Source organism: Microbacterium sp. RU33B (assembly GCF_900155915.1).
Lineage (GTDB): Bacteria > Actinomycetota > Actinomycetes > Actinomycetales > Microbacteriaceae > Microbacterium.
The window spans coordinates 504,808-522,986 of sequence record NZ_FTPO01000001.1 but is presented as its reverse complement, the minus strand read 5'-3'; the positions used below and the strand labels follow the sequence as shown (position 1 = coordinate 522,986).

At 70.4% G+C, this 18,179-nt stretch carries 22 protein-coding genes; 11 read left to right on the top strand and 11 right to left on the bottom strand.

Annotation, left to right across the window (positions count from 1 at the left end; all coding sequences use genetic code 11):
* Positions 1–11: 11 nt before the first annotated feature.
* The 7 genes from B0B14_RS02565 (at position 12) to B0B14_RS02535 (ending at position 7,205) form a co-directional block, all read left to right on the top strand.
* On the top strand, positions 12–1,691 hold the full coding sequence (locus B0B14_RS02565; protein WP_076679960.1) for a sensor histidine kinase: 1,680 nt from the start codon (positions 12–14) through the stop codon (positions 1,689–1,691).
* Positions 1,688–2,365, top strand: coding sequence for a response regulator (locus B0B14_RS02560; RefSeq protein WP_076679959.1), 678 nt, complete (start codon positions 1,688–1,690; stop codon positions 2,363–2,365). The genes B0B14_RS02565 and B0B14_RS02560 overlap by 4 nt, the downstream gene beginning before the upstream one ends.
* A 32-nt stretch (positions 2,366–2,397) precedes the next feature.
* On the top strand, positions 2,398–2,892 hold the full coding sequence (locus B0B14_RS02555; protein ID WP_076679958.1) for a universal stress protein: 495 nt from the start codon (positions 2,398–2,400) through the stop codon (positions 2,890–2,892).
* Complete coding sequence (locus B0B14_RS02550) at positions 2,889–3,491, top strand: pyridoxamine 5'-phosphate oxidase family protein (protein WP_076679957.1); 603 nt, start codon at positions 2,889–2,891, stop codon at positions 3,489–3,491. Before B0B14_RS02555 ends, B0B14_RS02550 begins: the two co-directional genes overlap by 4 nt.
* 33 nt (positions 3,492–3,524) lie before the next feature.
* Positions 3,525–6,041, top strand: coding sequence for a phosphoenolpyruvate synthase (gene ppsA, locus B0B14_RS02545; protein ID WP_083710284.1), 2,517 nt, complete (start codon positions 3,525–3,527; stop codon positions 6,039–6,041).
* 61 nt (positions 6,042–6,102) lie between these two features.
* The gene (locus tag B0B14_RS02540) at positions 6,103–6,771 is read left to right on the top strand and encodes a BON domain-containing protein (RefSeq protein ID WP_076679956.1); all 669 of its coding nucleotides are present in this window, start codon (positions 6,103–6,105) and stop codon (positions 6,769–6,771) included.
* Positions 6,768–7,205, top strand: a complete 438-nt coding sequence (locus B0B14_RS02535) for a pyridoxamine 5'-phosphate oxidase family protein (RefSeq protein WP_076679955.1) — start codon at positions 6,768–6,770, stop codon at positions 7,203–7,205. The genes B0B14_RS02540 and B0B14_RS02535 overlap by 4 nt, the downstream gene beginning before the upstream one ends.
* Before the next feature lie 17 nt (positions 7,206–7,222).
* Here B0B14_RS02535 and B0B14_RS02530 read toward each other — a convergent pair whose 3' ends face one another.
* The 4 genes from B0B14_RS02530 to B0B14_RS02515 all read right to left on the bottom strand — a co-directional run bounded on the left by B0B14_RS02530 (position 7,223) and on the right by B0B14_RS02515 (position 9,134).
* A complete protein-coding gene (locus B0B14_RS02530; protein ID WP_076679954.1) occupies positions 7,223–7,495 on the bottom strand; it encodes a DUF7218 family protein in 273 nt (90 codons plus the stop codon).
* A 248-nt stretch (positions 7,496–7,743) separates the two neighbouring features.
* Positions 7,744–8,046: a hypothetical protein gene (locus B0B14_RS02525; RefSeq protein WP_076679953.1), complete on the bottom strand. Its 303-nt coding sequence runs from the start codon at positions 8,044–8,046 to the stop codon at positions 7,744–7,746.
* Between the two features lie 213 nt (positions 8,047–8,259).
* Entirely contained in the window at positions 8,260–8,631 is a 372-nt protein-coding gene (locus B0B14_RS02520; protein ID WP_076679952.1) for a hypothetical protein, read from the bottom strand.
* A complete protein-coding gene (locus B0B14_RS02515) occupies positions 8,631–9,134 on the bottom strand; it encodes a hypothetical protein (RefSeq protein ID WP_143733605.1) in 504 nt (167 codons plus the stop codon). Before B0B14_RS02515 ends, B0B14_RS02520 begins: the two co-directional genes overlap by 1 nt.
* Positions 9,135–9,314: 180 nt before the next feature.
* On the opposite strand from B0B14_RS02515, the gene B0B14_RS02510 reads away from it, so the two are divergent.
* The 4 genes from B0B14_RS02510 (at position 9,315) to B0B14_RS02495 (ending at position 12,418) form a co-directional block, all read left to right on the top strand.
* Entirely contained in the window at positions 9,315–9,932 is a 618-nt protein-coding gene (locus B0B14_RS02510) for a hypothetical protein (protein WP_076679950.1), read from the top strand.
* Positions 9,933–10,046: 114 nt separating this feature from the next.
* Entirely contained in the window at positions 10,047–10,634 is a 588-nt protein-coding gene (locus B0B14_RS02505; protein WP_076679949.1) for a copper resistance CopC family protein, read from the top strand.
* Between the two features lie 33 nt (positions 10,635–10,667).
* Complete coding sequence (locus B0B14_RS02500) at positions 10,668–11,192, top strand: copper chaperone PCu(A)C (RefSeq protein ID WP_076679948.1); 525 nt, start codon at positions 10,668–10,670, stop codon at positions 11,190–11,192.
* Positions 11,192–12,418, top strand: coding sequence for a Dyp-type peroxidase (locus B0B14_RS02495; protein ID WP_076679947.1), 1,227 nt, complete (start codon positions 11,192–11,194; stop codon positions 12,416–12,418). Before B0B14_RS02500 ends, B0B14_RS02495 begins: the two co-directional genes overlap by 1 nt.
* Before the next feature lie 106 nt (positions 12,419–12,524).
* Here the strand turns inward: B0B14_RS02495 and B0B14_RS02490 are convergent, their stop codons facing one another.
* From B0B14_RS02490 to B0B14_RS02460, 7 genes are all read right to left on the bottom strand, one after another.
* The gene (locus B0B14_RS02490; protein WP_076679946.1) at positions 12,525–13,331 is read right to left on the bottom strand and encodes a DUF1206 domain-containing protein; all 807 of its coding nucleotides are present in this window, start codon (positions 13,329–13,331) and stop codon (positions 12,525–12,527) included.
* The gene (locus B0B14_RS02485; protein WP_256714223.1) at positions 13,328–14,071 is read right to left on the bottom strand and encodes a phosphatase PAP2 family protein; all 744 of its coding nucleotides are present in this window, start codon (positions 14,069–14,071) and stop codon (positions 13,328–13,330) included. The genes B0B14_RS02490 and B0B14_RS02485 overlap by 4 nt, the downstream gene beginning before the upstream one ends.
* A 174-nt stretch (positions 14,072–14,245) precedes the next feature.
* Entirely contained in the window at positions 14,246–14,890 is a 645-nt protein-coding gene (locus B0B14_RS02480; RefSeq protein WP_076679945.1) for an arsenate reductase ArsC, read from the bottom strand.
* On the bottom strand, positions 14,887–15,303 hold the full coding sequence (locus B0B14_RS02475; protein ID WP_076679944.1) for an arsenate reductase ArsC: 417 nt from the start codon (positions 15,301–15,303) through the stop codon (positions 14,887–14,889). Before B0B14_RS02475 ends, B0B14_RS02480 begins: the two co-directional genes overlap by 4 nt.
* A gap of 41 nt (positions 15,304–15,344) precedes the next feature.
* Positions 15,345–16,262, bottom strand: a complete 918-nt coding sequence (locus tag B0B14_RS02470; protein WP_076679943.1) for a metalloregulator ArsR/SmtB family transcription factor — start codon at positions 16,260–16,262, stop codon at positions 15,345–15,347.
* A gap of 54 nt (positions 16,263–16,316) precedes the next feature.
* Positions 16,317–16,856 carry a GNAT family N-acetyltransferase gene (locus B0B14_RS02465; RefSeq protein WP_076679942.1) on the bottom strand — a complete coding sequence of 180 codons (540 nt, stop codon included), beginning with the start codon at positions 16,854–16,856 and terminating at the stop codon, positions 16,317–16,319.
* The gene (locus B0B14_RS02460) at positions 16,844–18,160 is read right to left on the bottom strand and encodes an NAD(P)-binding domain-containing protein (protein WP_076679941.1); all 1,317 of its coding nucleotides are present in this window, start codon (positions 18,158–18,160) and stop codon (positions 16,844–16,846) included. The genes B0B14_RS02465 and B0B14_RS02460 overlap by 13 nt, the downstream gene beginning before the upstream one ends.
* Positions 18,161–18,179: the final 19 nt, after the last annotated feature.

Below are 18,179 nucleotides of genomic sequence, written 5' to 3'. Positions count from 1 at the left end.
GGGAGACGGCGATGTCCGACAGCGCGAACGCCCGAACCGAGCACTCGGGCGCCGACCCGTACGGCTCCGACCTCGCGCCGCACGAGCGTCGGCTCCAGGACCTCCTGCAGGCGAGCACCTCGATCGTGGAGCGTCTCGACCTCGAGGAGGTTCTGCGTCGCATCGTCGAGGCGGGGATGCGACTGGTGGGAGCGCGCTACGGAGCGCTCGGGGTGATCGGGCCGGACGGCGGGCTCGAGCGATTCATCCATGTGGGCGCCGATCGGCACGTCGTCGCGCAGATCGATCACCCTCCGGAAGGGCTCGGGGTCCTCGGCGCCGTCATCGCCGACGGCGCACCGATCCGCCTGCGTCATCTCCACGACGATGCCCGGTCGGTCGGCTTCCCCGCACATCACCCTGCGATGGACTCCTTTCTCGGCGTCCCCGTCCGCGTCGGTGCGGACGTGTACGGCACTCTGTACCTCACGGAGTCCGCAGCCGGAGGGTTCAGCTCCGAGGACGAGGATCTCGTCGTGGCTCTGGCCGCAACGGCCGGGATCGCCATCGAGAACGCACGTCTGTACGACGTCGCCCGCACCCGCGAGGTCTGGAACGCGACGATCGCCGACGTCATGGCGGCGATGCTCGACATCACCGGCGACGACGTCCTCGATGTCATCGCGGAGCGGGTCGCGGCCCTCATCGATGCGGAGCTCGTAGCCGTGGCCGTCCCGCACGGTGAAGACGAGCTCCGGCTCGCAGCCGTGCACGGCGCGGTGGTGCCGTCGCTGAACGGACGCGTGTATCCGGCGACCGGCACGCTCGCGGCACGCGCGCTGGCCGAGCGGCAGGCCGTGAGTGTGAGCGGCCAGCCGACCACGACGATGTTCCCCTGGCAGCCGGGGATCGGACCCACCGTCGCGATCCCCCTGATCGCCGGCGACGAGACCCACGGAGTGCTCACGGTCTCTCGCGCCGCAGACGGTTCGCCCTTCAGCGCGGCGGACCTCGACATGGCGTTCTCCTTCGCCGCGCAGGCCAGCATCGCGCTGGAGGTCGTGCGGGCGAGAGAGGACCGTCGACGCCTCGAGACCGCCCGCGATCGGGCCCGCATCGCCCGCGATCTCCACGATCACGTCATCCAGCGCCTGTTCGGAGCGGGGCTGGCTCTGCAGGCCGTGTCGGCCGTCTCCAGTCCCGACGTCACGGAGACGATCGAATCCCAGATCGACGCGATCGACGCGGCGATCAAGGACATCCGCACGATCGTGTTCGCGTTGAGCAGCGGGGAGCGACGCGGATCGGAGCGGATCAAGGACCGCCTCCTCGACGTCATCGCCGACATGACGTCGTCGTGGGAGGCACCGCCGCGCGTCACCTTCGAGGGGCCTCTGGATGCCGTCGTCGACGCGGAGCTGGCGGATGACCTCGTCGGCGCGCTCCGTGAGCTGCTGGCCAATGTGACCCGTCACGCGCATGCGCACCACGTCGACGTCTCCGTGTCGATGGCGGACGGGACGGCACGTCTCTCCGTGCGCGATGACGGTCGCGGCATCCCCGAAGGCGGACGTCGGAGCGGACTGCACAACCTCGCCGAGCGCGCGATCCTGCACGACGGCCGGATGAGCATCCTGACGTCCCCCGCGGGGACATCGGTCGAATGGACGGCGGCCGTGCCGGCTGCGCGGGATGCCGAGGAGGAGTCATGATCAGGGTGTTCCTCGTCGACGACCACGAGATCGTGCGCCGCGGCATCGCCCAGCTCGTCGACGCGCAGCCCGATCTGGAGGTCGTCGGCGAGGCGGGAACCGTGCGCGAGGCGCTTCGCCGGATCGAGGCGACGCTCCCCGATGTGGCGGTCCTGGATGTGCGGATGCCGGACGGCAACGGCATCGACCTGTGCCGGCGGGTGCGCTCCGCGCGCCCCCAGATCCACTGCCTGATCCTCACGGCCTACGACGACGACCACGCGCTGCGCTCCGCGGTGCTGGCGGGAGCGAGCGGCTACGTGCTGAAAGACATCCGGGGGCCCTCTCTCGTGGCGGCGATCAGGAGTGCGGCCGGCGGAGCGACGATTCAGGCTCCCGACGTCCTCCGTCGCGCGGCACGGGAGCTGCATCCCGATACGTCGGCACCCGACCGCGAACCCGATCCGGGTCTCTCGCTCCGCGAGCGCCAGGTGCTCGGCCTGATCGCCGAGGGGATGACCAATCGCGAGATCGCGGCCCGACTGGGCCTGGCGGAGAAGACGGTGAAGAACTACGTCAGCGCGCTGCTGGCGAAACTGGGGATGGAGCGACGCACGCAGGCCGCCGTCTACGGAGCCGAGCACCGGGCCGCCAGGACCAATGGCCCTACCCCGCGGACGGTCGGAGGGCGATGATCTCCCTACCGTGACCGCGAGAGGAACAGGCCATGAATGCTCGTGCAGATACCAAGGCCGTCGTCGTGGGAGTCGATGGGTCGACCTCCTCCATCGCGGCGCTCCGCAAGGCGGCGGAGCTCGCGTCGACGTTCGGGCATCCCCTCGAAGTGATCACGACGTGGCAGTTCCCGATCTCGTACGACCGCACTCTCCCGCCGGCGATCTGGTCGCCCGAGGCGGATGCCCAGGCGATCCTGGATGCCACGGCGGATGAGGTCTTCGGAGCCGACCGACCCGACCACCTGACACTGCGGGTCGTACCAGGACCTGCGGCCGCGGTCCTCATCAAGAGGAGCGAGGAGGCCGAACTCCTCGTGGTGGGCAGCCGAGGGCACGGCGGCTTCGCCGGGCTGCTGCTCGGCTCGGTCAGCACCGCCTGCGCCCAGCACGCTCAGTGCCCGGTGCTCATCATGCACGCACCGCGCACCGCGCACCCTCACCCTGAGCCGCTGCCCCTCCCCGAGCGAGAGCAGGCCCTCCGATGAACCAGTCACCCAACCCGTACGCGGGGTCGACCGACGGGCTTCCCGAGCGGAGCCCCGCCGTCGGCGTGCTCGCCGCCTCCGAATGCTGGCGTCTCCTGGAGAACGAGTCGGTGGGTCGGCTCGCCGTGCATCATCATGACGGTGCGCCCGATGTGTATCCGGTCAACTTCCGCGCGCGCAACGGCGCGCTGTATCTGCGTTCCGGCCCGGGCGGCAAGCTGAGAAGCATCGCGTCGCACCCCGCGGTCGCCTTCGAGATCGACGGCGCCGACGACGGCCACCGGTGGAGCGTCGTGATCCGCGGCACCGCCGCGCGAATGGATGACGACGCCGAGATCGAAGACAGCGGCGTGCTCGGCATCGTGCCCGCCAGCCCCACGCCGAAGCACGACTTCGTCCGCGTCACCCCGACGTCGATCAGCGGGCGGCGGTTCGTCGTCGACTCCCCCGATGTCCAGCCGCGCGCCGCCACCGCCACCGACGCCCCGGAGAACCGGACGGCAGGGCCGGAGTCGACCGGACCGGCGACGAAGCCCTTCGCGATCCCGCATCGCGCGCCGCTGGACTCCCCGACGGCATCGACGGGACCTTCGACCTGACGCAACGGGGTCCCCGGCGCGCACGCTGGGAGCATGTCGGACACCTTCTACTCGTCGCACATCCTCACCGCCGGCGCGCGGGACCGGTACGATCACGCCGTGCTGGAGCGCAGCGCGGCCCCGACGGCGCCGGAAGTCGCCCGCACGGCGAGAGTCCTCCCCTTCGCCGATCTCGGCATGGGCGACGTCGCCGAGGTCGGCGGCAAGAACGCCTCCCTCGGCGAGATGTTCTCGCGCCTCGCGGGAGCAGGCGTCCATGTGCCCCGGGGCTTCGCCACCACGGCGAGCGCGTATCGCGAGTTCCTCGCGTACGGCGGCCTGGCTGACCGGATCCGCGCAGCCCTCACCACCCTCGACGTCGCCGACGTGGCCGAACTCGCCCGGGTCGGAGCCGGGATCCGCTCCTGGATCGTGGCTCAGCCGTTCCCGCCCGCCTTCGAAGCGGACGTCCGACGCGCGTTCACCGGCATCCTGCACACCCTGGTGTCGCCGGAGGAGACCAGCTGGGCCGTGCGGTCCTCGGCCACCGCAGAGGACCTGCCCGACGCCTCCTTCGCCGGGCAGCAGGAGAGCTACCTCCACATCGTCGGGATCGACAACGTCCTCGAAGCGATCAAGATGGTCTTCGCGTCGCTCTACAACGACCGGGCGATCGCCTACCGGGTGCACCGCGGATACGACCACACCGATGTGGCACTGTCGGCAGCCGTGCAGCGGATGGTGCGGGCCGACATCGGCGCATCCGGTGTGATGTTCACCGTCGACACGGAGACGGGATTCGACCGCGCGGTGCTCATCACGAGCGCGTACGGGCTCGGTGAGGCGGTCGTGCAGGGGGCGGTGAACCCCGACGAGTTCTCGGTGTACAAGCCCAGCCTCCGAGGCGGTCGCCCTGCGATCCTCTCGCGTCGGCTCGGCGAGAAGGCGGTCGCCATGCGATACGCGGCCGGAGTGGGCGCCGGCGTCAGCACCGCCCTCCACGACGTGCCGCTCGATGCGCGCCGCCGGTTCAGCATCACGGACGCCGACGTCGAAGAGCTCGCGCGGTCGGCACTGGTGATCGAGGAGCACTACGAGCACGCGATGGACATCGAGTGGGCCCGGGACGGCGTCGACGGGGCGCTCTACATCGTGCAGGCGCGCCCGGAGACCGTGGTGTCGCGCTCGACCGGCACGACGCTGCGACGCTATGTGCTGCCCGATCCGGGTGACGTGCTCGTCCGCGGTCGCGCGGTCGGCCAGAAGATCGGGCAGGGTCCCGCGCGCGTCCTGGCCTCTCCCTCGCAGATGGACGAGTTCGAGGACGGCGACGTCCTCGTGGCCGATCTGACCGACCCCGACTGGGAGCCGATCATGAAGAAGGCGTCGGCGATCGTCACGAACCGCGGAGGTCGCACATGCCATGCCGCGATCATCGCCCGCGAACTCGGCATCCCCGCTGTGGTCGGCACCGGATCGGCCACGACGGTCCTCACGGACGGCACGGCGGTCACGGTCTCGTGCGCCGAAGGGGCCTCCGGTGCCGTCTACCGAGGCCTCCTCCCCTTCGACGTCGAAGAGACCGTCATCGATCGCCTGCCCGACATCCCGGTGGAACTCCTCCTCAACATCGCCGTGCCCGATCAGGCATTCGCCCTTTCGCAGCTGCCGAGTGCGGGCGTGGGACTGGCCCGGCTCGAGTTCATCATCAACGACCGCGTCGGCATCCATCCGAAGGCCCTGCTCGACGTCGACGCCCTGGCGCCGGCCCTGCGCACCGAGGTCCTCGAGCGGACGGCGGCGTATGCCGACCCGCGCACGTTCTTCGTGCAGCGCGTCGCAGAGGGCGTCTCGACCATCGCCGCCGCGTTCGCGCCCCGCCCCGTGATCGTGCGCATGAGCGACTTCAAGACGAACGAGTACGCCCACCTGCTCGGCGGCGAGGCGTTCGAGCCCGTGGAGGAGAATCCGATGCTGGGCTGGCGGGGAGCATCGCGCTACATCAGCGAGGACTTCCGCGGATGCTTCGAGATGGAGTGCGAAGCCCTCGCGCACGCACGAGGTCGTATGGGATTGGACAACCTCCAGATCATGATCCCGTTCGTGCGCACCGTGGAAGAGGGACGAGCCGTCCTCGAGCTTCTGGCCCGCAACGGGCTGCGAAGGGGCGAGGACGGGCTCCAGGTCGTCATGATGTGCGAGGTCCCGTCCAACGCGCTCCAGGCCGACGCGTTCCTCGATCTCTTCGACGGATTCTCGATCGGCTCGAACGACATGACCCAGCTCGTGCTCGGTCTGGATCGGGATTCCGCGCTGGTCGCCGACACGTTCGACGAGCGCGACCCCGCGGTCCTGGCGACGTTCGCGATGGCCATCGACGCCTGCACCCGGCGCGGCAAGTACATCGGGATCTGCGGTCAGGGCCCGTCGGATCATCCCGATCTCGCCCGATGGCTGGTCGACCGCGGCATCCGATCGATGTCGCTCAACCCGGATGCCCTGGTCTCGACATGGACCTCGCTGGCCTCGATCGCCGGTGCGGTGCGCGATCCGGGAGGACCAAAGACCTGAGCGCGGCGAGCGCCCTGGGCGGACCATGAGTCCGCACACACTTCGACCAAGGAGGTTCGACATGACGACCGCAGTCGTTCGCGACCGTGATCAGCGACTCAAGATGGACGTGGAGGAAGAGCTGGCGTGGCGGCCGGAGGTCGATGCCGGCCGCATCGTCGTGGTGGTCGAGGAGGGCACCGTGGTGCTCTCGGGCGAGGTCCGCGACTACGCCGAGCGCGTGGCCGCGAAGGACGCCGTCCTGCGAGTGCGCGGCGTCGTCGCCCTCGTCGACGACCTCTTCGTCGCGGAGCCCGAGAATCCTCCCGACGATCGGGAACTCGCCGCCGCGGTGCGGGATGCCCTCGATGCCGCCGGGGACGTTCCCGCCGGGGTGCACGCAGGCGTGCAGCACGGCACGGTGGTGCTCACGGGCCAGGTGGCCTTCGATGTCGAACGGCGAGCCGCGAAGCATGTCGTCCGGTTCCTGCGCGGCGTTCGAGCCGTCGACAACCGGATCGAAGTAGCACGCAAGCCGTCGGCCGCGGACGCGGTCACGCGCATCGAGAACGCCCTGCGACGGAACGCGATCGTCGATGCCCATCGGATCACGGTACGCCTCGACGGCGACACCCTCATCCTGGGAGGAACCGCGCGCTCGTGGGCGGAGCGCGCTCAGGCCGCCGAATCGGCTGCCGCCTCACCCCACGTGGCACACGTCGACAACAACATCGTCGTCCACCCGTCATGAACGACACGTCCGACCCCGTCACGGTGCTGACCTCGCAGCAGTGCTGGGAGGCGCTCGGCCGACAGGAGCTCGGCCGGCTCGTCACGCGCGTCGGGAACGTGCTGGACGTGTTCCCCGTCAACTACATCGTCGACGAGCGGAGCGTGCTCTTCCGGACGGCGCCCGGGAGCAAGCTGTTCGAGCTCACCGTGAGCGATGAGGTGCTCTTCGAGGTCGACGACCACAGCGACGTCGACGCGTGGAGCGTCGTCGTGCGCGGACACGCCCATGCGCTCACGTCGTCCGCCGACGTGGAGAGGGCCGACACCCTAGCGCTGGCCCCCTGGATCCCCACCCTCAAGTACACGTACGTGAGGATCGTGCCCGCAGCGGTGTCGGGCCGCCGCTTCGTGAGAGGTCCCGAACCCGATCGCTACGGCATCCAGTCGTACTGATCGTCCGGGGGCGTGCGTCAGCGCTCCCGGAGAGAGCGGACGAGCTCGGCCTTCCTCATCTTCGAGTAGCCGCTCAGGCCGAGCTCTCTGGCCCGCCCCCGGAGATCGGCGACCGTCCAGTCCTCGTAGCTGCCCGATTCGCCGCCCTTGCGCGCGATCCGAGATCTCCCGGATGCCGTGCCGCCCGCGGCGTTCGAGATCCGGGCGGCCTTCTCCTTCGACGCGCCTCCCTCTCGCAGCTCTTCGTACAGTTCCGGGTCCTTCAGCCTGGAGTCCTTCGCTCGGGGCATCGCCCGCTCCCTTCACTCGTTCGGTCTTCCGCGCCTGCGCCGCCGCGACGCCTGTCCGCGGCCGAACGACCAGCCGCGGACAGGTCGCGGCATCCGCCCGACGGAGTGCGGCTGATCGGTGTGCCGTCCCGCTCACTCGACACTCGTCCCCGACACTCCACCGCGCTCCGGCAGACGCCTGCGCGCCACGATTCTGCGCCACCGCGTCCGCAGCCCCGAAGGGGCTTGACTGCGGGCAGCGCGCTCCCCTAGTCGACGCCGAGCGGCGGACGATGAGGTATCGGCACGGGTCGCGACCACCCTTGGCGGCGCGAGTTCCACAGCGACAGGTCCTCGAGCACGGACTGCGGGGTGAGGTAGCCCTCAGGGAGCGGGAGCGGGAGCACCCACTCGACCGTCACGCCCGACTCCTCTTCCTCGCGGATGCGGGCGATGAGGCGATGCTGGTCCGTCGCGCTCACCGAGAGATCGATGAGCGCCCAGGTGTCGGGACCGGTTCGCGACAGGGCGAATCGGCGGGCGAAGTGATCGCCGGTGGGTTCAGCCGACACGGGAGTCACCTCGCCGGTGATGTCCCGTGCGCGGCGGCGCGGCGGGTGCCGATCGGATGACTGACGTGATGCCCATGATGCTCCTCGGCGGGTGTGTGCGGAACAGCCTCCGCGCACGATCCGGCGAACTCACGGGGCTTGACAACCAGCCAGGGCTCGACCCACCGACGGACGGCGGTCGTGCCGGGGCCCCCTCGACCCCGGCACGACGGCTCAGCCCCGGAAGTACTCGTTCGAGCGCCGGGTGTACAGAAGCGCGATGCCGATCACGGCCACGAGGCCGGAGATGATCGGCGCGACGAAGTTCGCCGGGTGCGCGATGACCGCGAAGATCGCCGTCAGGAGGGACAGGACGAACGAGATCGTCACCAGGATGCGGGCGATGTTGCTGCCGCTGAACAGGAAGAACGCGACGAGGAACGAGATCACGCCGACGACGATCGCGATCCATGCCGTCTCCGTCGACACCCCCTCGGGGTTCAGCACGCCGGTGAGCACGAGGACGCCCGACACGATCTGCGCGACGGCGCCGATCCAAGCCAGCACGGCGATGAGAACGACGCCACCCGGACGCTGACCAGCCATTATCCTGCTCCTTCTTCTTCGTGAACGGTCTTCCCGCCGATGTCGGCGAGAAGGTCCTTCAGACCGAGGCCGCCGACGTTCTGCGCCTCGAATTCGAGTGTGTTCTTCGTCGTCGTGTCGGTGAGCTCGAGCACCAGCACGGTGCCGCGCCGCCGGCGGGTGACCTCGAGGTCGCTCCGCTCGATGTGCGCGACGGGATGCAGGTCCTTCCATCCGCCGACCAGGCCGGTCTTCTTCCGGCCGAGGACGTACAGCCGCTTCGGCGACAGGGCGAGGACGATGGAGGGATAGCTCCCCTGGGAGGCCGCGTTGACGCGTTCTCCGATCATTCCTCCCGCGACACCCCACGCGGTCGGGTTGTTGCCGCCTCCGACGACGCCGACGGCCGCGCCGAGCACACTCGAGAAGGTCGAGCCGCGCGGCATGACCACGGCGACATCGAGCACCTCATCATCCGGAATGACTGCTTGAGCGCCCTCGCGGGCGTGTTCTTCTCGGGACACGATCGTCACCTCTCGAATCGACGCTCACGACGGTCGGAGCGTTCACGCACGAACGTATCTCAGGACCGGGACAATCCTGAGCAATTTCTCGAGGGTTGACAGAGCGCACGCGTTCCGGTACCCGACAGGGAGGGCTGCCGCAAGCGGCGCGGGCCTCCGGATGCCTGCCACAATGGACCCATGCGTCGATCGAGGGCACCCCGCGTCCTCCGGGGAGCTCTCGCCGCATCCGTCGCCACGTTCGCCGCGCTCGTGTCGCACGTCGTCGCAGGCGGCGCCGTGCCCGGCGCGGTCGGGATCGTCGTCCCCCTGATCCTCTCGATCGCGGTCTGCGTGCTGCTCGCGGGGCGCACCCTCTCGGTCTGGCGCCTGTCGATCGCCGTGGCGGTCAGCCAGTTCTTCTTCCACACCCTGTTCGTGCTGGGCGCCGGGGGCTCCGCCTCGACCGCGCGCGGGGGCCACCACGCCCACGGCGCCGAGATGATCGCCTCCGCGGCGCCCGCTGCCGCCTCGGTGTCGCACGCGGACGGGTGGATGTGGATCGGCCACGCCGTCGCCGCCGTGGTGACCGTGGCCGCCCTTCACCGGGGCGAGGCCGCCGTCGCGCGCCTGCGGGGCCTCGCCACCGAACTCGCCCTGTGGGTCGGCCGGTCCGTTCTTCGCACCACCGCCGTGGTGTCTCCTGCACTGCCCTCTCGTCCCGCGGCGCTGGGCTCCGTGGAGACCTGGCATGTGTCGTTCGCGCCGCAGCGCTCCGCCGCGCACCGCCGCGGTCCCCCGCTCCTCGTCACGCTCTGACAGCTCCTGCCCTCGCATCCTGTGATGCGGCGGCACGATCCGCGTCCCATCCGTCCGGGTGGGCAGATGTCGCGTACGCGGCCGCCGTGGCGGTCGCGTCGAGAGGTGGCTTCGATGTCCCGATTCCGTATTGCCCTCACCGCTGCCGCGATCGCCGTGCTCGTCGTCTTCGGCGCAGGGGCACCCGCGTCCGCGCACGACGAGCTCTTGGCGAGCACGCCGGCAGCCGGCGCCCGCCTCGACGCGGCGCCGACGGAGGTCTCGCTCACGTTCTCGGCGGACGTCATGACGATCGGCGCCGCCGTCATCGTCGTCGACGCCTCCGGCCGGGACTGGGTGGCAGGAGAACCCACGATCGATCGCGGCACCGTCACGGTGCCCGTCGACGAGGGGATGCCTGCAGCGGGATACGAGATCCGCTGGCGCGTCGTGTCATCCGACGGGCATCCGATCAGCGGACTCATCCCGTTCGCGATCGGCGACGGCGAACCTCTCACGCGCACGGCCGCACCCGACGCCTCCACCGCCGCGACGGATGTGGACAGTCTGAGCACACAGGAGAATCAGGGCGCGCTCCGTGTCGTCCTGATCGGCGCCGGGGGTGCCGCCGTCGCGGTCGCCCTCTTCGCACTCATCCGTTTCCTCCGTCGCCCGAGGACTGCCGTCGCGCAGCCGGGCGACACTCCGCCCGACGCCGACTGAGGCATCCGGCGGGACCATTCGAAAGGCACTGTTTTGATCTCTCGCACCACCACCACCCGGCTCGGCCTCCTCCTCGCCGTGGCCGCGTTCGCCCTCACGGGCTGCGCCACCTCGTCCTCCACCACCGCGGAGGACGTCACCGCCAGCGAGTCCGTCTCGATCAGCGACGGATGGGTCAAATCCGCCGACGAGGGCATGTCCGCCGCGTTCGGCGAACTGACCAACGACTCCGACCGCGACATCACGGTCGTGTCGGCCACGACGGAGGCATCCTCCATGCTCGAGCTGCACGAAACGGTCGAGAACGACTCCGGCGAGATGGTCATGCGCCAGATCGACGGAGGCTTCGTCATCCCCGCGGGCGGGAGTCTGGCGCTGGAACCGGGCGGGAACCACATCATGCTGATGGACTTGACCGCGCCGCTGAAGGCCGGCGAGGAAGTCACCTTCGTCCTGACGTTCTCCGACGAGTCCACGTACGAGTTCACCGCCCCGGTCAAGGACTACTCCGGTGCGAACGAGACGTACGAGGGCGACGAGATGGACATGGATCACTGATGTCACCGGACCGGGACGCACGTTCCGGTCGTCGCGGGTCGACCCGGCGACAGTTCCTCCTCGGAGGAGCCGTCGCCGGCGTCGGCGCCGCCGCGGCGGTCGGCATCGACTACGCCATCAGGAACCCGGCCGCCGCGGCCGGTGCCCCCTCGACGCCGCTCAACGGGACGAGCGTCGTGCCCTTCCACGGCGTGCACCAGGCCGGCGTCGACACCGACGCGCAGGCGCACGGACTCTTCATCGCCCTCGATCTGCTCCCCGACGTCGACCGCGACGGACTGCGCCGCATGATGAGCATCCTCACCGACGATGCGGCACGTCTCACGCAGGGCGATCCCGCGTTGGCGGACTCCGAGCCCGAGCTCGCGACCTCGCCCGCCCGCCTCACGGTCACGTTCGGGTTCGGTGCCGGCTTCGTCGCGCGCGCGCAGCACAGCGCGCCGACATGGCTGAAGCCCCTGCCGGCGTTCGCGGTGGATCGGCTGCAGCCGGAGTTCGGCGACGGCGACCTTCTGCTGCAGATCGCCTCCGACGACCCGCTCACCGTGGCGCATGCCGGTCGGATGCTGCTGAAGGATGCCCGCAGCTTCGCCGCCGTTCGGTGGACGCAGCGAGGATTCCGTCGAGCGCACGGGACGGTGAAGCCCGGCACCACGATGCGCAACCTGTTCGGCCAGGTGGACGGCACCAGCAACCCGAGCCCCGGCACGGCGGAGTTCGACGCCGTCGTGTGGAATGACGACGGATGGCTCGCCGGCGGCACGAGTGCGGTGGTCCGGCGCATCCGCATGGACCTCGACAAGTGGGACCGCCTCGACCGCGGTGGGCGCGACCAGTCGGTCGGACGCTTCCAGTCCACCGGCGCCCCCCTCACCGGGGTCGACGAGTTCGACGAACCCGACTTCGACGTGACCACGGCGGTGGGATTCCCCGTCATCCCCGAGTTCTCGCATCTCCGCCGTGCGCGCAGCGAGAACCCGGAGGAGAAGATCTTCCGTCGCGCCTACAACTACGACGATGCACCGGTCGGGGGCGGGGTATCCAACGCGGGGCTCATCTTCGTGTCGTTCCAGGCCGACGTCGACCGGCAGTTCGTGCCCATCCAGCGTCGCCTCGACGAGCTGGACCTGCTCAACGAGTGGACGACGCCCATCGGCTCTGCCGTCTTCGCGATCCCGCCCGGTTGCGCGCCGGGCGGCTTCATCGGCGAGACCCTCCTCACCTGACCGTCACCGGAGGTCGGCCGTCTTCGCGATCCCGCCCGGTTGCGCGCCGGGCGGCTTCATCTCCGAGACCCTCCTCGGCCGACCGTCACCGGATCAGCGACGCTCCTCACATCCGGGCGTAGCGCGCCCGCGCGAAGCAGAACAGTCCGTACAGGGCGAGTCCTGCCCCCACGATCCAGAGGATGACCGCTCCGAACGGAAGTCCGGCGAGAGAGCGGAGTGCGCCGTCCAGCCCTCCGGCGGTCTCGGGGTCGTGCGTGATCGCCGCGACCACGAACAGCACCCCCGCCACCGCCACGGCGATGCCCTTCGCGACGTAGCCTGCGACACCGAAGGCCACGATGCCCTTCTTCGCGGTTCCCGAGGGCAGATCGAGGTGCTTCTCGAAGGCGCGCGCGATGCCGCGCACGATGAACGCGATCCCGATTCCAGCGACGACGAGGCCGACAAGGATCAGCAGCACCACGCCCGCCGGCACAGCCAGCAGCTGCGCGCTGAGCGACTGCGAGGAGTCCGAGGACTCGGACTGCCCGCCGAGCGCGTACACCAGGGCAGTGCCCGCGATGGCGAGGTACGCGACGGCCGTGCCGATGAACTTGACCCGGTGTGCCCACTTCTTCTTGGCATCCGGGTCGTTCTCGACCAGGGCTTCGGCGATCTGCCAGACGGCCAGGGCGAGCAGGCCGATCACGATGATCCAGAGGATGGCGATGCCGACGGGTGTCTGCCGGATCGCCTCCATCGCCCCGCCCTGGTCTGCCTGACCGCCGCCGCCGGTGGCGATGGAGATCGCGATCCCGCCGATGAAGAGGTGGAGGATGCCGAGCACGACGTAGCCGACCCGGGCGAGGATCCGGAAGGCCGTGGAGTCCTGCGCGGCGCGCGCGGCCGACTCGGGAGTGTTCGAGGTCATGAGGGAGGGGAGCCTTTCGTCGGGGTGTCGAGCGGGGCGGTGTCGAGCGGGGCGGTGTGGGGCAGGTCGGGGTGCGAAGGGTGCGCGGTCTGCGCGCGCCGGAGGCCACGTCTGTCGCGCACGGTCTCGACGGCGACCCACACGAGGGTGGCCACGGCGACGCCTTCGAGGAGCCCAGCCACCACGTCGCTGAGCCAGTGCGCTTGCAGGTAGGTGCGGCTCCACATCATCAGCAGCACCCATCCCCCGCCGAGCACCCAGACGTGCCATCGACGCAGCAGAAGGCCGAGGATGACCGCGACCGTCGTCGCGACGGCGGTGTGCCCCGAGGGGAAAGACGTCGCCATCCGCTCCGCGAGGGAGTCCGAGGGGCGGGTGCGCGCGATGATCGCCGCCATCGGCGCGCCGATCGCGACGACGACGACCATGGCCGCCGCCACGGTGGCGGCATCCCACCGCCTCCGGCGCCACAGGAACAGCGCGATGATCACGACGCCGACGACGATCATGCCGAGCGTGCCGCCCACGATCGCCGGCACCCACGCGACGACGATCCCGGCGTCGGTCAGCGACCGCAGCATGAGGTCGTGCCACCAGACGTCCACCGCGAGCGGCTCGTGTGCGCCGATCGCCACGACGACGCGGAGCATCACGAACGCGACGGCCGCGACGACGCCCACGGTGAGTGCGATCGGCCGCCGGCCGTCGCGGGCGTCTCGCGTGTCCGCACGCTCCGTCACCGCTGTCACGTTCGTCCGTCGCCGATGCCCACGCCGGTCCCTTCCGAGGGCGGTCCACGCCTCCCTCGTCGAGCAACGATAGGGTCAGGCCCGCGTCACCCGGTGCGCATGGACAGGTCCCGGCGCGCGTGGTATCAGCTGCAGGGAAGCGGGGCGGAGAGCACCGGGACGGGCTCAGGTCCCGACGAGCTCCTCAAGCAGGGTCTCGACAAGCGCCCGGATCTCGTCGCGGACACGGCGGACGCCGTCGAGATCGAGTCCGGCCGGATCTTCGAGGCGCCAGTCCAGGTACCGCTTGCCCGGGTAGATCGGGCAGGCGTCGCCGCATCCCATCGTGATGACGGCGTCCGCCGCACGCACGACATCGTCGGTCAGGGGCTTGGGGAACTCCTCGCTGACGTCGAGGTCGTCTTCGGCCAAGACGGTGATCACGTCGGGAAGGATGCTTCCGGCCGGCTGCGACCCGGCGGTGCGCACGTGCACCCGATCCCCGGCCAGGCGGCGCGTCAGGGCGGCCGCCATCTGCGATCGGCCGGAGTTCTGCACGCACACGAAGAGCACCTCGGGCACCCGCGTGAGGATGAGCCCCCGGGACTGAGCAAGCGCGGTTAGGCGATCCCTCGCGAACTTCTCGGTCAGAGTGGGCAGGTGCGTGCGCACACCGGCTGTGCGCGCCAGCGCGGCGTACGACTCGAAGACGACGCGCTCGGCGGTCTCCTCCCCGACCATCCCGGCGAACTGGTCGGCCAGACGCTCCGCCACCCGGTGCAGCACCGAGTCGGGCGAGAGCAGCGGGGCGTGACCGCGGGCGTCGCTCACGCCGCACCCCGCTCGGGGAGCAGATCGGCGATCAGGGCCTCGATGCGGCCGCGGATCTCGTCGCGGATGGGGCGCACGGCGTCGATGCCCTGACCTGCCGGGTCGTCGAGCTCCCAGTCCTCGTAGCGCTTGCCGGGGAAGATCGGGCAGGCATCGCCGCATCCCATCGTGATGACGACGTCGGATTCGCGGACCGCCTCGACCGTCAGCACCTTGGGCGTGTGGCCCGCGATGTCGATCCCCTCCTCGGCCATCGCTTCGACCGCGATGGGATTGATGGTGTCCTTCGGCGCCGACCCGGCCGACAGCACCTCGACGGCATCTCCGGCGAGGGCGCGCAGGAAGCCTGCGGCCATCTGGGATCGTCCGGCGTTGTGGACGCATACGAACAGGACGGTGGGCTTGGCGCTCATGGGGTTCTCGCTCTCTCTCGTGAGAAAGCATAGACCATGATCTATGCGACGATGTGAACGGCCGGAGAACTCTCGCTCTCGAGCTCCGCCAGGAGCATGCGGACGCGGGCGTCGATGTCGTCACGGATGCCGCGGACGCGGTCGAGCGACTTGCCCACGGGGTCTTCGAGATCCCAGTCGAGGTATCGGCGTCCGGGGTAGACCGGGCATGCGTCGCCGCATCCCATCGTCACCACCACATCGGCCGCGCGCACCGCGTCATCGGTCAGCGGCTTGGGGAACTCCCCTCCCAGCGCGACGCCGATCTCCTCGAGTGCCGTCGCGATGGTCGAACGCACGTCGGGCGCCGGGGCTGACCCCGCGGTGCGAACGACCACTCTGTCACCGGCGAGCTGGCGCAGGATGCCTCCGGCGAGCTGCGATCGCCCGGCGTTCTGCACGCACACGAACAGGACCGTCGGCGGCCTCGAGCCGGCGACCCGGTCGGCGGCGGCGCCGAGCGCGGCGAGCCGATCGGCGGCGAACGCCGCCGTGCGGCTTCCGAGAGCGTGGGAGGAGCCGCTCTGCGAGAGCAGCCCGAAGCTCTCCGCAACCGTGGCGGCGACGGTCTCCGGACCGAACGAGCCGCGGAACCGCAGAGCCAGATCGGCGGTGATGCGGGTGAGGTCGGGAGCGACCGTCGCGAGATCGACATCGCCCAGCAGAGCGTCGACCCGCTCGAGGCGCTCGGGAGCGATCGAGTACCACGCGCGACGTCCGTCGGGTTCGCGGACGACGACGCCGTCGGCGAGGAGCGCCTTCATGTGGTGACTCACGGTCGGCTGACGCAGACCGAGAGTCTCGGCGAGCGTCCCGACGAGCGCGCGGCCCTCGACGGACTCGCGGATGATGCGGAGGATGCGCGCCCGCGTCGGATCGCCGATCGTCGTGAGCCCTCGCGCATCCACCGGACGATCCATAGACGGCAGTCTATCGAGCGGGATCACTCCCGGGGCGACGGACCCCGCACCTCATCACCGGTCGACGTCACGCGCGTCGGCGCCGACCTTTCGGCTGCGCCGCTCGATCAGGAGCGTGTTGCGCCATTCCCCCGCGCGCGGTCCGACGCCGGTCCGGGCGATCCGCTCGCGGTGGCCGACGACGCGGCAGCCGCACAACTCGTGGAGCCGCGCACTCGCCGCGTTCTCGGGGAAGATGCTCGATTGGATCGTCCAGACCTCCTCGCGTTCGGTGGCATCGATGAACGCGTCGAGGAGAAGCCGCCCGATACCTCGGCCGCGCGCGTCGCGAGCGATGTAGACCGAGTGCTCGACGACTCCGCGATAGGCCTCGCGCGCGGACACCGGCGACGCGGCCACCCAGCCGACCACGGCGGCAGCGTCGTCGAGCGCGACGAGGCGTCCGAACGACAGCCGGCTCGCGTCGAATGCCTCCCAGGTCGGAGTCGCGGTCTCGAAAGTCGCTTCGCCGTCGGCGATCCCCTGGCCGTAGATCCTCTCCACGTCGGGCCAGTCCGACGCCCGCATCGCGCGCAGCGCGGTCACGAGCAGCATCCGCCGCCGGCGGCGGCATCCGTCGAGCACACTCCCGTCGCCGGGAGGACCAGATCGACCTTCACCGCCGATGCCGTGTCACCCGCCAGCCATGCGGCCACGGATCGCACCTGCTCGTAGCCGGTGGCGAGCAGGAATGTGGGCGCCCGCCCGTACGATTTCATCCCCACGATGAAGAACCCGGGCTCGGGATGGGTGAGTTCGCGGAACCCGTGCGGCTCGACCGTGCCGCAGGAGTGCACATTCGGATCGATGAGGGGGGCCAGGCGGCGGGGCGCCTCCACGATCTCGTCGAGATCCAGACGGACCTCGCGCAGCATGGCGAGGTCGGGGCGGAATCCTGTCGCGTTGACGACGACGTCGGCGGGATGCGACACGACCTCGCCGCGGCGGTGCCCCACCAGCTCGAGCCCGTCGTCGACGCGGCGGGCGCGGACGATCTCGAAGCTGTCGACGAGGGCGATGTCGCCGCCTTCCACGGCGCGGTCGACGCGACTGCCGAGGTGCGCGCGGCCGATCAGCTCGTCGTCGGGCGAGGACGACACCCGCGCGGCCCGCGCGTTGCGGATGAGCCAGGTGACGCTCGTGCCCGGCTCCTCCCGCGCGAGCTTCACCAGCGCGAGCAGGGTGTTCGCCGCGGAGTGCCCGGCTCCCACGACGGTCACCCGTCGGCCGGCGAACTGCGCCCGGTCCCGCCCCAGGACATCGGGCAGCGCCGCGGTGACCCGGTCGGCGATCTCAGACATCCCGCGCAGATCGAGACCGCTGGAGGACAGCGGATTCGGCGACAGGTAGGTCCCCGAGGCGTCGATCACGGCGCGCGCGGCGACATCCTCGATCGCCCCCGACGCGGTGCGGATGCGAACGGAGAAGGGAGTCGACGCCCTCCCCTGACTCCGGGTGCGATCCATCCCGTCTCGACTGACGCCGATCACCTCGGTCCGCGTCCGCGTGCGGGCGGCGATCCCGTCGAGCGCGGCGAGCGGCGCGATGTAGCGCTCGACGAGCTCGGCACCGGCGGGCGCACGATCCGGGTCGGGGAGCGTCCAGCCCTCGGACTCCAGCAGACGGCGCGAGGCCGGATCGACCAGGTGCTTCCACGGCGAGAACAGGCGCGTGTGCCCCCACGAACGGACGGAGGCGGCGACGTCGTCACCGATCTCGAAGACCAGGAAGTCGATCCCCCGCTCCAGGAGGTTCGCCGCGGCCGCCAGGCCGATCGGGCCGGCACCGATGATCGCGACGGGCAGCGTCGCGAGGCGCGGGGCCGTCACCGCGCGAGGGGTCAGATCGATCAGGGTCACAAGTCCTCCCGGGATATCG

Coding starts and splice junctions, on each gene's coding strand:
- B0B14_RS02565 (WP_076679960.1), top strand. CDS start 12: ATGTCCGACAGCGCGAACGCCCGAACCGAGCACTCGGGCGCCGACCCG.
- B0B14_RS02560 (WP_076679959.1), top strand. CDS start 1,688: ATGATCAGGGTGTTCCTCGTCGACGACCACGAGATCGTGCGCCGCGGC.
- B0B14_RS02555 (WP_076679958.1), top strand. CDS start 2,398: ATGAATGCTCGTGCAGATACCAAGGCCGTCGTCGTGGGAGTCGATGGG.
- B0B14_RS02550 (WP_076679957.1), top strand. CDS start 2,889: ATGAACCAGTCACCCAACCCGTACGCGGGGTCGACCGACGGGCTTCCC.
- ppsA (WP_083710284.1), top strand. CDS start 3,525: ATGTCGGACACCTTCTACTCGTCGCACATCCTCACCGCCGGCGCGCGG.
- B0B14_RS02540 (WP_076679956.1), top strand. CDS start 6,103: ATGACGACCGCAGTCGTTCGCGACCGTGATCAGCGACTCAAGATGGAC.
- B0B14_RS02535 (WP_076679955.1), top strand. CDS start 6,768: ATGAACGACACGTCCGACCCCGTCACGGTGCTGACCTCGCAGCAGTGC.
- B0B14_RS02530 (WP_076679954.1), bottom strand. CDS start 7,495: ATGCCCCGAGCGAAGGACTCCAGGCTGAAGGACCCGGAACTGTACGAA.
- B0B14_RS02520 (WP_076679952.1), bottom strand. CDS start 8,631: ATGGCTGGTCAGCGTCCGGGTGGCGTCGTTCTCATCGCCGTGCTGGCT.
- B0B14_RS02510 (WP_076679950.1), top strand. CDS start 9,315: ATGCGTCGATCGAGGGCACCCCGCGTCCTCCGGGGAGCTCTCGCCGCA.
- B0B14_RS02505 (WP_076679949.1), top strand. CDS start 10,047: ATGTCCCGATTCCGTATTGCCCTCACCGCTGCCGCGATCGCCGTGCTC.
- B0B14_RS02495 (WP_076679947.1), top strand. CDS start 11,192: ATGTCACCGGACCGGGACGCACGTTCCGGTCGTCGCGGGTCGACCCGG.
- B0B14_RS02490 (WP_076679946.1), bottom strand. CDS start 13,331: ATGACCTCGAACACTCCCGAGTCGGCCGCGCGCGCCGCGCAGGACTCC.
- B0B14_RS02475 (WP_076679944.1), bottom strand. CDS start 15,303: ATGAGCGCCAAGCCCACCGTCCTGTTCGTATGCGTCCACAACGCCGGA.
- B0B14_RS02470 (WP_076679943.1), bottom strand. CDS start 16,262: ATGGATCGTCCGGTGGATGCGCGAGGGCTCACGACGATCGGCGATCCG.
- B0B14_RS02465 (WP_076679942.1), bottom strand. CDS start 16,856: ATGCTGCTCGTGACCGCGCTGCGCGCGATGCGGGCGTCGGACTGGCCC.